We start from the raw sequence: 14,396 nt of genomic DNA on the forward strand, positions 1-14,396 counted from the left end.
TCACAGGGGCAGTTCTCCTTGACCGGTATTCCCGGTCGGCTTACTGGTGCGGGAGGTATGGCGTCGCTTGCCCGTCCGGGCCGAGGCAGCACGCTCGGCGCGGATTCGATCGAGCAGCGCTGAGGCAGGCTCGTCGGTGGGGAGCTGGGGGACAAGTTGGCCGGAGAAGGCCGTGTGGCAGACGGCGGCGCGAAGATTGGAAGCCTGAGAGCGGCTCGCGTCTAGTGTTCCTCGTAGATCGAGCAGCTCTCTTTCGACGGCCTGAATTCGACTGACAATCGCCCGCTGCGTGCCGACGGGAGGGATCGGGATCTTCAGAGCCTGGATCTTCCCTTTATTCAAGGCAGGTTGATTGCCGCCGGAAGCCTCTCTGCGTGTTTCTTCGTAGCGCGACATGAAGAAATAGTAAACGTACTCAGGGAGGATTCTTGTTTCGGAAACGCGAATCGAAGCGCAATTCTGGTTGTGGGCTGCTGGAATATCAAGGATGGCGGTTTGTCCGCGCGTCTTTCCTTCGCCGATCATGGCAACCATTACCGTGCCAGGGGGATGGATTCGCGTCTCTGGGTTTGTGATCGATTCCATGGTGATGGATTCGCGCGTCGTGGAGATCCGGCCGAAGGCCACTTCTCCGCTGCTCACCCAGGGGATGTTGCCACCCCAGTAAGCCTGTACTGACCGTGATGGGGTGGATCCCACGAAGACCTGGAAAAGCGACCCAATCGTCGTCCATTGCCATTCTTTAGGAATGCTCCACATGCCTTCCGTAGTTACCGTGTTACCGGCCAGTGCGGCCTCGCTCCCGCCCTCCGACAGGTCTTCGGTGGTGAGCGTTCCGCGAAATGCTTCTTGTAGGGTGGCTTGGATGAGCTCTTCCATTTTGTTGGCAGTAGCTGAGAGTGCAGATTGACCTGCCTCGACGTGGGCGAGTTGCTCGTCTAGCTTCGCAACGATTCTATGCTGCTCGGCCAACGGTGGGAGGAGGATTGTGAAATCGGAGAACTGTTCCCAGTGGGCCCTAGGGCGATCACCCGTCGGGTTTTTTTGCATTACGTAGTGAACGAAATCTGGACTGAGGAGCCGGTGCTGCAGGAAGCGTGAATCGATTGCACTGCTCGGGGGGAAGGCGATGAATTCGCCCGAACAGATGCCGCTAAAGTCGGCGAGGGCGACTTTGTTCAAGTATGGCCGCAGGCGCCCATACAGCAGATAACCTGGCTTCACTACCGGGGATGAACTCTTGATAGTGGCGGCGGTTCCCAAGTCGAGTATGCGCCCGGTATGGGATTCGACGTGGTCCATTCCGAGGTATGGAAGATCGTCACCAGGAGTCGGCTTGTAGCGCTCTGAGATCGGAGAGATGATCTCGCCGAGCGTGGCGCGTGCCCAACCTTTCGGAAGCTCCGCGTCATTACCGCTGTCCACGACTCCAGCGGCGCCGCCCCCGGTTCCCCCAGCTTCCACTGCGGTCGCAGTCACGCGCTCAGCTCCCTGTCGAGTTCGTCGATGATGTGTTCCGCTTGTTGTTCGCCGAATTCGGCGAGGAAGCCATCCGTCCCGTTACGGGTAGCGAACGGAGCGTAGTCCAGATCGGCGGTGTCGAAGCGTACCCGTTCGACGGTGGCGTTCGCGATGTGGTCGAGCCACCAGCGCTGCCGATCTGTGAAGTGGACGCCTGCCTGTTCCTGTCGGGCGAGCCAAGCCGCGTAACGTTCACGGACGCGGTCTTCGTGCGGCATGGGCTGTGGCATCCCTCGTTCTGCACCGCCGGCGAGCTCATATCGAAGCAGCGCAAGGAGATCGGCTGCAGTCTTTCGGGTGCGTTGCTTGCTGATCGGCGTCTCACCCAATTGCTCGTACGCCGCCCAGAGTCGGTCCGGGGTCCAGGCCCTCGGGGGGCGAGCGATCGCGCGGGCCACGTCCTTGAGGCGGTGCAAGGCGTCTGCCGGTGGGGTATCGGAGTCGGCGTTGAACGCGATGGCCATTGCCGCGATCTCGTCGCGGTTGTTCTCGATGTACTCCCGCCAGCAGGTGACGATGTCACGTGAAGTGGCTTCGTTCTCAACTGCTGCGCCAGCGTTGACCAGTTCGTCGCGGCTGGTTTCGTCGTAGAGGATGTCTTTCGCTCGGCGCATTTCGAGGAGACGGGCGCGCAGCTGGGGAGCGGCAGCAAGCGGCTGGACGGCATGCTCGATGAGCGCCCGCACTTCACGTTCGGGGTCACGGCCGGTCAGCGCGGCGGCATCCCGTACCTTCTGCTGGTCGTCGACGGAGACCGCGCGGATCATGCCGCGGATGATCTCCTTCAGTGGGCGGCCGCCTGTGAGCTGCTCAATTTCGCCGCGTTCCTCTGAGGTCATTTGGATATCGAGCTTGGCGAGACGGGCTGCGAGGGTGGAAACCTCTGCTTCCTCGATGGTGCCGGCACCAGTCTTTCGAAGGAGCTTTTCCAGGCTGACCTGCTTGTCAGTATGCCGTTCCAGAGGTGCGGCATCGACCTTCTTCCGCTTGGTGACGCCGACCGCGTCGACGATCACGAAGCGGGTTTTGGGGCCGACTCCGGGCGTTACCTTTTCGAATTCGGTGAGAGAGAGGGTGCGTGCACCGCGCCCCTTCATCTGCTCGAAGTAAGCCCAGCTCTTCACGTCGCGGAGGAAGAGGAGACACTCCAGCGGCTTGACGTCGGTCCCAGTAGCGATCATGTCGACGGTGACGGCGATGCGTAGCTGCGGCAGGTTTCGGAAGTCGGCGAGGCGCTCATCTGCCTTCTTTGCCGCGTGGGTGATCTTGGCGCAGAACTCGTTGCCCTTGCCAAATACGTCGCGTACCACTTCCACGATCTCTTCGGCGTGGTTGTCGTTCTTCGCGAAGATCAGCGTCTTCGGGACGTACATCTCGTCCCAAAGTAGTTCGCCAGTGCTGCTGTCGTGCTTGCCACGCTCTGGGAAAATCTCAGTGAAGAGGCGCTCTCGGAATGTCCTGATCACGGTACGCAGCTGGTCCTTGCTGATGACGCCGACGCCCACCTGGTTCGCGCCATACTCGACATCTTCGTCCAGGTCCTCATAGCGCTGTCGGCGCGTGCGACGGTCACGGACCGGGATCGTGCCCTGGGCGATGACTCCGCCCTCCGCCGTTATCCGCGTGTTGATTTCGTAGACGGAGAAGTCGACGTTGACGCTGTCGGCCACGGCCTCCTGATACGTGTACTCGCTGACCAGATTGCCGTTGAAGTAGCCGAAGGTCTGGGCGACTGGGGTAGCGGTGAGGCCGACGATGGGGGCGTCGAAGTATTCAAGGACTGAGCGCCACTTGCCGTAGATCGACCGGTGGCACTCGTCGACCACGATCAGGTCGAAGGACTCCGGCGGAATGTCCGCGTTGTATCCGACCTCGACCGGGCCAGGGATGTCGTATGGCTGTTCTCCTTCAGCGTCCTCGTCTTGTGCGCCGGGCGGACGCTCGCCGGTGAGCTCCATGTACAGGCGCTGCACGGTGGAGACCACCACTTTGGAAGACGCCTTCATGCCCTCGGAGCCAAGCCGTTGTACGTGGTAGAGGTCGGCGAACTTCCGTGCCCCGTCAGGGGTGATGAAGTTCTCGAACTCGGCGACGGCTTGGTCGCCGAGGTTATTTCGGTCGACCAGGAAGAGAACGCGCTCGGCGCGAGCGTGCTTCAGCATCCGGTAGGAGAAGGTCACCGCAGTGAAGGTTTTGCCGGCGCCAGTTGCCATCTGCACCAAGGAACGGGACTGGCCAATGCCCTGTTGGCCTCGGCCGAGGGCAACGGAGTCCTCGACGCCTCGTACAGCACCGATCTGCGCGGGGCGCAGCGGGCGCTCGTCCAGCTCAGGCATGCGCATACGCAGACGCGCGCGGTAGCTGGGTGCCTGCGGATCCTCGTCGGCTTGGCGGATCCAGCGGGCGAGGGTGCGTGGCTGGTGGAAGTGGAAGATCCGTCGAGTTCGGGAGTCGGGATCGAGAATGTTGCGGAAGCGGGTTTCGCCGCCATCACTCACGTACCGGAAGGGCAGTGGTTCCTGCTGCCTCCAGGCTAGATGGCGCTGTTGGGCGTCGGTGAGGTGGTCGGCGTATCGGTCGGCCTGTGACTCGGCGGCGGAGAGGTCTGCCCCTTCGCGCTTTGCCTCGATGACACCGACCAGCTTGCGGTCCACGTAGAGCGCGTAGTCGGCCCGCCCTCGGGCGGTGGTGGTTTCACGGACGGCCACGCCGTTGCCCCGGTGGTCGCCCTGGTGGTACAGGTTTTGCGCTGCGGCGTCCTGGACCTGCCAGCCGGCCTCAGAGAGCATTTGGTCGAGGCGGGCACGGACCTGCACCTCGGAGAGCGGCTCGCGGGCAGCCTGCTCGGCGTTGTCGAGGAGGCGGGCGCGCTCGGCGACAGCAGCGGAGACTGCCTCATTGTCGGTTGCCTCTGCACGGCGCTGCCGAGCGTAGTCGGCCTCCTGTGCGGCTTCGACTTGGCTCAGCTGGGCCTGCAGAGCGGCGATGGAGCGGGCTAGCTCTTCCCGCTCGGCCTTGGCCTCTGCCAGCTCCCGTTCGGCTGCTGTACGGGCAGCGTGCTCAGCTTCGGCCTTGGACGCCTGGTCCTGGTACGTGACGCGGGCTTCTTCAAGCGCGCGGCGAGCGCGGGCCACCTCTGCCTGGAGACGCTGGTTATGTGCCGCCGGAGTGTTGTCGGGGTCCGGCGGCACGAAAGCTATCTGCTCCCGCGAGCTGGTCAGCAGGCGGTGATACCAAACGCCGAGGCGGAAGCACGTCTGCAGCGCGCGAAAGGCGTCGTCCGAGTTGTCATGATCGCCGTGATTGGCATCGTTGCCGAGGCTGCGCACCTCATGGAACGCGGCGCCCACGTTTCCGTGCAGGTAGCCCTCCCTATCAAGGGCCCTGAGGCGCTCAAACTGGGTGGTACCCGCGTTTTGAATCCTGGCCCGACGGATGAGGTCGGCGGCGAGAGATTCACCGAACTGTCGGGACTTGATCAAGGAAGTGTTGGGATCATCGAATACGTGGCTCTCAGCGGCAGCTCCGTAGGCCACAAGTACGGGCAGGTGCGGCAGCAGAAAGCCGAAGTTTCGAGACTGTTTGGCCAGCCGCACCAGCTTGGCGTCCGGGGTTCCGGGCGAGCCGACCGCGCTCATGTTGTGTCCTGCCTCTCCGCCTACCTTGATCGCTCTTAGAGCGTACTGGGCAGCACTGACACGCGGCTGCGTTTTGAGTGGCTGAGCGGGTAGGGCGAGACCTCGTCCGCGCGGTGTTTGTGCTCGAGACATAGCTGATCAAGACGAGGCCGCACCCTGGCTGGCTCCGTCAGAGTCGTCGCCGCGGTGCCCACGACTCACTTGGTTGTGGACATCCGATGCACGTGACGACGCAGACAGAAGCTGTAGTCACCCAGTGTGAGAATCGGAGCCGCTCCGTTCTCCATGATGTGCGTCAGCATCAGACGACTGGGTTTCCCAGGACGCCCACTCGCCCATGACCTACTGCGCGCACCCCACTCACGATGACTCCTCACCGCACCCCCTTCCGTCCACGATCTGGCATCCAGGGCAGCACGCCACCGAGCCCGCCCCAGTTGCTGGATGTGTGCTGCCCGGCTGGGCCGTCGACAAGATCCGAAACGAGTTCAGGCACTGCTTCGGCGGCCTGGCGGGGTCCCAGATCAGGATCGAGGTGCACGACCTGGAACTCGGCATGGACGCCCGCATGCCGTGCACGACCTTCGACGGGCAGCCCCTGGATGCGATCACCGGCAGGACGCCCTCGCTGTTGCTGGCCGAACTTCATCCCGACACTCTTCCGAGCGTGGTGCCCCGTGTGTCCGGCGCAGAGGAGACTGCCGACGCGGTGGGAGGCGGGTGGCCCGGCTTCTGCCACCGCGCCCACCGCATGCTGCCCGCCGACGGCCTGCTGCTTCTGGCCACCCGCCAGCGGCGCGACAGCGGACGTCTGATCGATCCACTTGGCACCTTGATCGCCTGTGCTCGCACTGCGGGCTTTCGCTATCTGCAGCACATCGTGATCGTCCACGGACGCCTGGTTGGCGATCAGCTCGTACCGGCGCCGCCTGCGGATGCTCCACCAGGCCTGGTGCACTCCGACCTGCTCGCGTTCACGGCCATTCACGGCCAGGTATAGGGGAGTTCGTCATGCACAGCTCCTTCTCGGTGTGGAACACCGCACCCACCTCCGCCCCCGCCCAGCGCGCGGGCCGCTACGTCCCCGGCTCTGCCGACCACCCGGCCAAGATGCTCCCCGCCCTGGCCGCCCACGCGATCCGTACCTACACCCAGCCCGGTGATCTCGTGCTGGACCCGATGTGCGGCATCGGTACCACCTTGGTGGAGGCACTCCACCTCGGCCGAAACGCAATCGGCGTCGAGTACGAACCGAAATGGGCCCGCCTGGCCCGGCTCAACGCCACCTCCGCGATGCACGAGGGCGGCACGGGCTGCGGCTCAGTGTTCTGTGGTGACGCCCGAGACCTGCGCGAGCTGGTTCCCTCGGAGCACCACGGCAAGATCGCGATGGTGCTCACCTCGCCGCCGTACGGCAACTCCGTACACGGACAGGTGCGCTCCACCCGCGACAGCGGTGAAGCGGGCGTCACGAAGAAGCACTACCGGTACAGCCGCGACCCGAACAACCTCGCCCACGTCGCGACCGACGAACTCCTCGACGCCTTCACCGAGATCCTCCATCAGTGCCGCCAGGTGATGCGGCCTGGCGGCACCGTTGTGATCACTACGCGGCCATGGCGCGCTCGTGGCGAGCTCGTCGACCTGCCGTCCGCCGCGCTCGCTGCCGGGGTGGCAGCCGGGTTCACCCCCACCGAGCGGAACGTCGCCCTGCTCGCCGGCATCCGCGACGGCCAACTCATCGCCCGACCCTCGTTCTTCCAGATGAAGAACGTCCGCGACGCCCGCAGACGCGGCGTCCCCCAGCATCTGATCGTGCACGAGGACGTGCTGTGCCTGGTCAAACCACCGGAGACAGGTGGGGCAGTGCACGAGAGCGACCCGCGTTCGCAGCGTGGCGGTACGTGTCGAACCCGTAAGCCTCGTACCGCTGCAACCTTCCGCTCCCGTGTCTGCCGAGCGGAGGGTGATCATGGCCTCTGCTGAGGTGGCGATCGGGTCGCTGTTCTCCGGCGTGGGCGAATTGGACCTCGGCGTGCAGAGCGTGCTGGACGGCCGTGTCGCATGGCACTGCGAGAACGACCCGCGGGCGGCTAGCGTGCTCGCGAGGCACTGGCCCACCACGCCCAATCTTGGCGACATAAGGGAAGGCGACTTCGATCGCGTGGAACCGGTGGATGTCCTCACCGCCGGATTCCCCTGCCAAGACCTTTCACTGGCCGGACCCCGAACTGGCCTTTCTGGTCCTCGCTCCGGCCTGTGGCAGCACACCGCCCGGGCCATCCGCAGCCTCCGTCCGTCCTTGGTGGTGGTCGAGAATGTGCCTGGCCTGCTGTCCATCCGCGCCGGATCAGGAACCGGGGAGGATGATGAGGCTGGCTCGCTGGAGTCGTGCCCGACGTGTCTGGGAGAGTGGACCGGCCAACCCCGTATGCGGGCACTGGGCGTTGTTCTCTCGGAGCTGGCCGGCTTCGGGTATGACGCGGGCTGGGTGTGCGTACGCGCCAGCGACGTCGGTGCGCCGCACCGCCGCTTCCGGGTGTTCCTCGCGGCCTGGCCCGCGACCGATGCCCCACCACGGGGCCGACCGCCTGCTGCCCACCCCCACGGTGGCCGATGCCGAGGGAGGGCCGGGTACCAGCCCCAGGCGAAAGGGCGGTATGAACCTGCGCACCGTGGTCAGTCGCCTGCCCACTGGTGGGGCGGCTACCTTCCCGCGGTCAGACGGTGGGAGCACCTGACAGGGCAGGCCGCACCCAGGCCCACCGCCCCCGGGACGCGTCGCCTGTCCGCCGAGTTCGTCGAGTGGATGATGCTGCCCGCCGGGTGGGTCACCGGAACTCCGGGCCTGTCCCGGGCCGCACAACTGCACCTGATCGGCAACAGCGTCGTACCCCAGCAAGCCGCCCACGCCCTGGATCTCCTGCTGACAGACTGGGTTCCGCCCCACATCCTCCCAGAGCGCCGGCGCGATGCGAGGGCAGAAGGCGGTGCATGGTGACCGCCCTTCCCGAGGCTGGAGGAGGCGAGCAGAGCTGTGGGCACGACGCAGGCGTGCGGCCACATGGCCAAGGCCCGGGCAACGGTCGCCGTACTGCCCCTTCCAGGATTCGGCGTCCACGCCGGTCATTCTCGTGCGACGCCGAAGAGCGTCGGCCGTCGTCAGCAGAGGCAGGGGAGGATGAGGGGAGCGGCGCCGGGTTTTGCTGGCCGACTCGGGGGATCCTGGTGATTGAGGAATCCGATCATCTGCCCAACTTTGTAGTGAAGTACCTCATCGCCGATCTTGGTGCGCTCAGAGAGCTTGCTGAGGGACTTCACAAGGTCCGGGATTGCCTCAGGCGTGAGCTTGATCGTCGCCACTGACCTGCTGCTGGTGCTCATCGGTGGTGTTCGTCTTGGACCGCGCGGCGGGCAGTGTGTGGCCGCCCATTCGAGATCGCTCGTTCTCCTCAGCCGCCATGCGCAAAGCAGCCTCGATCGAGTCGATGACATCGAGTCCGATGCGGACCTGCCGTGCGTCGAGTGAACGGTCGCGAAGGTGTTCTTTGGTGGGGAGGTTGAACGTGATGACGCCGTGGGCGAGATCGTCTGGAACTTCGACGTGCGCAGCCCGCGCCATCCGTGTCACGTCTCCGAGCTGCATCAAGAATCCGAACTTCTTGTCCGGCAGAGGATCGCGGTAGACAAGGATCTTCACTCGGTGTTCTTTGAGGAATAGCTGCTTGCCCTCGTCGTCACGAGAGTTCCAGATGTCGGCGAAGGTGCGGCCGGTGGCAGCGAACTTTCCCTTGCTCCGCTCGTACTCGGCGTGCAAGACGCGCAAGCGGGAGAGCTTTGCTGTCTGGGAGTTGAGGAGCGACCAGTAGATCTCCTCCTTCTCCTCGCCGTCGTACTTGCCGGCCGCGAAGTCGGCCTTCAGTCGGTCCAGACGGGCACGAGTCGCGGTGATGTCGTGAGAGGGGTCGTACAGATTGGACTCCAGTTCCCGCACCTCGGGCAGGTGCCCCATGTGCTCAAGGAAGAGCCTGGTGAACTCGCCCTCAAGGTCGCTGGTGTTGACAGCAGCTGCGCGGGGACAGGACCCGTGGACTGCGTGTTTGCTGCACTTGTACCTCGAGTAATGGTTCTCGCGCGCTGGGCGATCGCCCACAGCCGGGTACCGATTGGTGAACTGGGCTTTGGTCAGCGGTCCTCCACACCCACCGCACGCGGCGACACCCACGAGCATGGCTCGGCTCTTGGTCACCTGGCCGCCGAACGAGCGGTTGTCGCGAAGCCTCATCACAACGCGATGCCAGGTGCCCATATCGAGGAGCGGCTCGTCGGCAATCATGCGCGGATTGCCCTCGTCGTCCTCCACGATCTCGCCCTTGTAGGTGTAGAGCCCCGCGATTTTGGGATTGAGTAGCACTCCCCGGATTGAAGAGTTCGACCACCGGCTCAGCTGTGCCCGCTTGCTGTTCGGCTGGATCAGAGAGAGCCAGGTCGGTTCGCCGCGGCCTTCCAGATCCCGAGAGATGGAGCGCAGGCTCTGGCCGTCCAAGACTTTGGCCGCGATCTCCTCGGCAAGCTCCTTGTAGTGGTCCAGCGGCTGGAGCCGCTTCCCCTTGCCCTTGCCTACCTGCACGAACTCGTAGCCGAAGGGCGCCAGCCCTGCCACCCAGGCCCCTGCGGCGAGGCGCGTTTGCACCGCGTCGCGGGCACGCGCCCGAATCGTGTCGAGCTCGCCCTCGGCGAAGACGGCCAGGATCTGGGCGAACATCTTGCCCATGGGGGTGGACATGTCGATGCCCTCTTGGGTCGACACGATGACCTTCCCGTGCTGTTGGCACCACTGAACGACCTCGCTGAAGTGGGCTACGCGACGGCTGAGTCGGTCGATCTTCATGACCCCCAGTACGTCCCACCGGTCCTTGTAGTCGTCGGTGAACCACTTGCCGAGGTCGGGGCGCTTGAAGGGGTGGAGCCCGCCGGAGACGTCCGTGTCGGTGGCCCAACCGATGATCTCGGCTTCGCGGCCCGGGGCATCGACCCAGTGCTGAATGTGATCGCGCTGGCGGGGAATGGCGGTGGAGTCGTCTGTTTCGACGGATAGGCGGAGAGAGCCCAATACGCGCTGGTTCATACCGGTGAAGCTACCCAGAAATGGTGGATGCCCCGGCAAAAGGCAGTTACAGCGCACAGATGATGGGCTCTGACTGGAGATCGCCGGGATTGTGGCGCGAAGCGCTGCGTATGTGCATCGTCGCTGGTCAGATCCGTGCATAGGCAACCGCGTGGCCACCCCATCTGCAGGGAGCGTCATTTCACCGTCTGGCTGAGAGGCTGGCGATGACTGCACTGATAGCGCTCGTCCTGCCAACTACTGGTGAGGTAGTTCGGGCGTGCGGACACATCTCCGTGCGCGACGGTTCGGATGGGTCGCTGTTGGGGGAGGCTTGCGCCGGACGCTTCGAGTAGGAGCGACGACAACGAGGCAGGGGTTGCATGAGGGTTGAACTTCCGCCGGAGCCGGTGCACTTCGTGAATCGCAGCGAGGAGCAGGAGCGGGCCAGGCGGGCGGTCGAGAGGTGGCAGGGGCGCGCACGGCCACTCGTACTCGTGCTCAGTGGACCGGCCGGTGTGGGTAAGACCGAGTTGGCATATCTGCTGGCGCGGACCATGCTCGACCGCTTCCCCGACGGCGTACGGACCGTCGATCTCGATGACTTCCGCTGGGAGGACGACACACTCGATCCCGGCGACGTGCTGACGCACTTGCTCTGCTCGCTCGACGTGGAGCCCAACTTGATCGCGAATTCGTTCAAGGCGCGCTGCCGGCAGTACTGGACCAAGACCTCCGGCGCGAAGCTCGTTCTCGTTCTGGACAACGTCCGCTACGCGTCAGAACTCGTACCGCTGCTTCCGGCGTCCGGTGACAGTGTGGTGATCGTGGCCGGCCATAGGCCGTTGCACGACCTGGAGAGTGGCGCCGCTGTCGGAATGCCTCTTCCGCCTCTCGAAGAGCACGAGGCCCGAGAGCTGCTGAGCTTGATCGTGCGCGATCCACGCTTGGCTGGGGACCCGGAGGCGGTGCGGGCCCTGGTCAGGATGTGCGAAGGGTTGCCGACCGCACTGCATGTGGCGGGCCGTTGGGTACGTGCGCACCGGATCCGTCCGATGGCCCGCCTTGTTCCGCAACTGCGGGGTGAGTGGGAGTCCCGAGGTATCCCTGGCGTCGAGCGTTTGTGGGACGAGGTGTACGACAAGTTGTCTCCCGCGGCAGCCCTGCTGTACCGGCTGCTGCCCCACCACCCCGCCGCCACGTTCACCGTCCGCTCCGCCACCGCGCTGCTCGGACTCGGCGCGGAGGACAGCGAGGAGGCTATCGAGGAGCTTGACAGGGCGGGACTGCTCGACCTGCGCGCCACAGACGGCCGGTTGAGGCTGCAGGGTCCGCTGCAGGGGCACGCACTGCGTCGCTCGCGTCGGGATGCGGCCGATGGCGAGGTTGCCGAGGCTCAGGTCAGGGTGCTGCGTTGGTTCGTACGACAGGCTCAGATCGCCGACCGATTCGCAGCAGGGCAACGGCTGCGAGTCGTAGACCACTTCGCCGAGATGCCCGAAGCGCCGGATGTTCCGCTGGAGGACCCCAAGGAGACGACTGAGACGGAGCTCGCAGCTGAGCGGTCCGCGCTTGCGCTGCGATGGCTCTTCGAGGAGCGGCACTCACTGTTCGCCTGCGCACGCCTCGCGCATGGGCGTGAACTGGACGCCGAGACCGTGGCGTTGTCCGAAGCGGTGTGGACGTATGCCCTGGACCATCCGCGTCAGCCAGAGGTGGAGCAGGTACTGCGTCTCGCCACGGAGTGCGCGGTCCGCAGCGGGCAAGCCGCCTGGATGGCGCGGACCTGCTGCCAACTCGCCCGCCCGTTGTGGGAGGCGGACCGGCTGGAGGAAGCCCAGGAACAGATCGACCGGGCGATCGCGGCCGTGCGCCTGCTCGGTCGCAATGAGCTGGACCGAAAACTTGCCGCCTCTGTACAGGAGTTCCAGGGCATGCTGCACGGTCGGCGAGGCGAGTGGCAGCAGGCCCTCGCGGAGTACTCCGCGGCGCGCGACGTGCATCGCGGGCTGAGCAACTCGGAGTACGGCGTCATGCTCCAGACGTACCGCATGGGAGAGGCTCGCTCGAAGCTCGGCGACCTTGAGACGGCGCGCAGCCTGCTCGAGGAGGCTCACGCCGGGATTAGTGCGCAGCGGCGCGAGCGGATGACGGGACGCAGTGCCTTCCTGCTGGCCGGCGTGGTACGAGGGCTCGGCGACCCTGCCGGGGCGCGAAGGCTGTACCAGCAGTCGCTGGACAGCGCCCGCCGCCGGAACTCCGGTTTCGATCTGCTGCGCATCCACGATGCGTTGGCCGAGCTCGGCGAGGAGGAAGGACGGCTGGCTGAGGCAGAGGAACACCGCACGGCGGCGCGTGCGATCCGGCAACGCAGTGGTCTGGATGAGTAACAGCCGACTGGTGTGATTACAAAGGTTCGGCGGCGGCCTCGGTGGTAGCTGGAGCGAGGGTGATGGGGAAGCCCTGTGCCCCGATGCGGCAGTCCAAGCGCACAGGCTCCGTCGGTGTGGTCCGCTGGGAGAGAAGCCACGCATGGGCTGCCGATACGGCGGCGGCCGGGTCTATCCGCAGGATCCGGCCGTCCTCGGTGACCGGCTCGGTGCCGACGCTGTACGGCTGCGCGTGACTCCGTACGCGAAGAAGGCATTGGGACGGGGCCAGGAGAGCCGCGGCGGCCCGGCAGCCGGGGTACTCAGCCAGGATGTGCCGGGCCCAGCCGTCTGCCAGCCAGTCCACGCGCGTCGACGTCGTGGCGAAGGCGGCGGCGCGGCGTCGGTACACCAGCCCTGCGGAGCGCAGGTGGTGCTCTCCCGCCACACCATGTTCCACGGCCAGGTGATGGCCCGGCGCTTGGAGGCCGACGGGGTAACGGTCGACACGGATCATGGACTCTTTGATGCTGACATGGACATCGAATGCGCCCGGGACCCGTGGCGCCGCGACCGGCGAGGGGAGCAGCGGTACAGGGATGGCGGTGGTTGGGGGAGTGAGGCCGAGAAGCGCGTACAGCTCCGTCCGCAGCCTCTGGGACGCGGTTGTCCTGTGGCGGAAGGCAGCGCGGGCCGCGGATTGTCCGGTCTCCGGGCGGTACGCACGCAGCGCCTGCTCCACCGAGTCCGCTGAGCTCAGCATCGGTACGGAACTGAGGAGTTCGTCCATGGGAGTGCCGGGGATCAGCTCGCTGCCACCTCGGTGCACCGCGACAACGGGACGGTCCTGTACAGCGGCGAAGTACAGGGCGGCAGAGCCGTGGTCGCAGATCAGGGCATCAGCTGCGATCAGGACCGAAGCCCATTCGTCGCGCGGACAGGCGAGGATCAGTCCGCCTTCCAGGGCGGGCGCCAGCCTCGCACGCAGCTCGTATGTGCCCAGACGGCTCCACTCATTGGGGTGGACGACGAGCGCCAACTGGTAGCGGTCGTACGGGAGGTGCCCGGCGAGCTGGGCCGGCAGATCGGGGCAACGGCGGAGCAACGCGTCAGGACCCCACGTCGAACTGAGGGCCAGGAGCGTGCGGGAGCCGGTGCCCAGTGCCGCGCGGTAGGTCTCGCGCAGGGGCTGTGAAGCGGTCAGGCGCGCGAGGGTGGGGTCGCCGACCACCTTTGCTCGGAGTGCGGCCTCAGGGTCCGCGGCAGCGAGACGGGCGAGCTGGGATGGGTGAGCCAGTGCGTGCAGGGAGACTGGTGGGGCGTGCTCGGAGCGGTGCAGATACTCCGGGTCGAGGCCTGAGGCCGAATCGGCGGAACCCTCGTGCCTCAGGGACTTGTTGAACCCCGCCCCATGCGGCAGCAACACGTGCCGACCGCGCAGAACTTCCAGCTCACCCTTGGGACTTGCGGCGATCACCAGGTCGTACGACTGATCGCGGGCCTCGCTCCAGGGGATGGTGCGGCCACCGACGGCCTCCACGGCGGACAGGACATCCGCGCCGAACGCGGAGCCGGGCACGAGAGTGAAGCGGGGAGTGATGCGGTCGTCGCCGGAGAGGAGCGGAAACACATCGAGCAGGCGGTACAGCGCCACCGCCGACCTCGCGGCGAGAAGAACCGTCGCCCGTCGCCCGTCGCCCGTCGCCCGTCGCCCGTCGCCCGTCGCCCGTCGCCCGTCGCCCGTCGCCCGTCGCCCGTCGC

Annotated in this window: 8 protein-coding genes; 4 read left to right on the forward strand and 4 right to left on the reverse strand. The window is 65.7% G+C overall.

The window, feature by feature from the left end:
- Positions 1–1,479, reverse strand: coding sequence for a restriction endonuclease subunit S (locus H9Y04_RS48040; RefSeq protein WP_187819801.1), 1,479 nt, complete (start codon positions 1,477–1,479; stop codon positions 1–3).
- Positions 1,476–5,159, reverse strand: coding sequence for a type I restriction endonuclease subunit R (locus tag H9Y04_RS43500; RefSeq protein ID WP_236072158.1), 3,684 nt, complete (start codon positions 5,157–5,159; stop codon positions 1,476–1,478). The genes H9Y04_RS48040 and H9Y04_RS43500 overlap by 4 nt, the downstream gene beginning before the upstream one ends.
- 448 nt (positions 5,160–5,607) lie before the next feature.
- On the opposite strand from H9Y04_RS43500, the gene H9Y04_RS43505 reads away from it, so the two are divergent.
- The 3 genes from H9Y04_RS43505 to H9Y04_RS43515 are packed head-to-tail and all read left to right on the forward strand — an operon-like array spanning position 5,608 to position 8,160.
- Positions 5,608–6,159 carry a hypothetical protein gene (locus tag H9Y04_RS43505; RefSeq protein WP_308802038.1) on the forward strand — a complete coding sequence of 184 codons (552 nt, stop codon included), beginning with the start codon at positions 5,608–5,610 and terminating at the stop codon, positions 6,157–6,159.
- Between the two features lie 11 nt (positions 6,160–6,170).
- Positions 6,171–7,145, forward strand: a complete 975-nt coding sequence (locus tag H9Y04_RS43510) for a TRM11 family SAM-dependent methyltransferase (protein ID WP_187819803.1) — start codon at positions 6,171–6,173, stop codon at positions 7,143–7,145.
- Positions 7,132–8,160, forward strand: coding sequence for a DNA cytosine methyltransferase (locus H9Y04_RS43515; RefSeq protein ID WP_187819804.1), 1,029 nt, complete (start codon positions 7,132–7,134; stop codon positions 8,158–8,160). The genes H9Y04_RS43510 and H9Y04_RS43515 overlap by 14 nt, the downstream gene beginning before the upstream one ends.
- Before the next feature lie 336 nt (positions 8,161–8,496).
- Here H9Y04_RS43515 and H9Y04_RS43520 read toward each other — a convergent pair whose 3' ends face one another.
- The gene (locus H9Y04_RS43520; RefSeq protein WP_187819805.1) at positions 8,497–10,287 is read right to left on the reverse strand and encodes a recombinase family protein; all 1,791 of its coding nucleotides are present in this window, start codon (positions 10,285–10,287) and stop codon (positions 8,497–8,499) included.
- A 497-nt stretch (positions 10,288–10,784) separates the two neighbouring features.
- Between H9Y04_RS43520 and H9Y04_RS43525 the strand changes: the two genes are divergently transcribed.
- Positions 10,785–12,656, forward strand: a complete 1,872-nt coding sequence (locus H9Y04_RS43525) for a tetratricopeptide repeat protein (protein WP_308802039.1) — start codon at positions 10,785–10,787, stop codon at positions 12,654–12,656.
- A gap of 16 nt (positions 12,657–12,672) precedes the next feature.
- Here the strand turns inward: H9Y04_RS43525 and H9Y04_RS43530 are convergent.
- The coding region (locus tag H9Y04_RS43530; RefSeq protein ID WP_306660233.1) for a CDP-glycerol glycerophosphotransferase family protein at positions 12,673–14,396 on the reverse strand (1,724 nt) is incomplete at its 5' end.

Source organism: Streptomyces polyasparticus (assembly GCF_014493765.1).
GTDB classification, from domain to species: domain Bacteria; phylum Actinomycetota; class Actinomycetes; order Streptomycetales; family Streptomycetaceae; genus Streptomyces; species Streptomyces polyasparticus.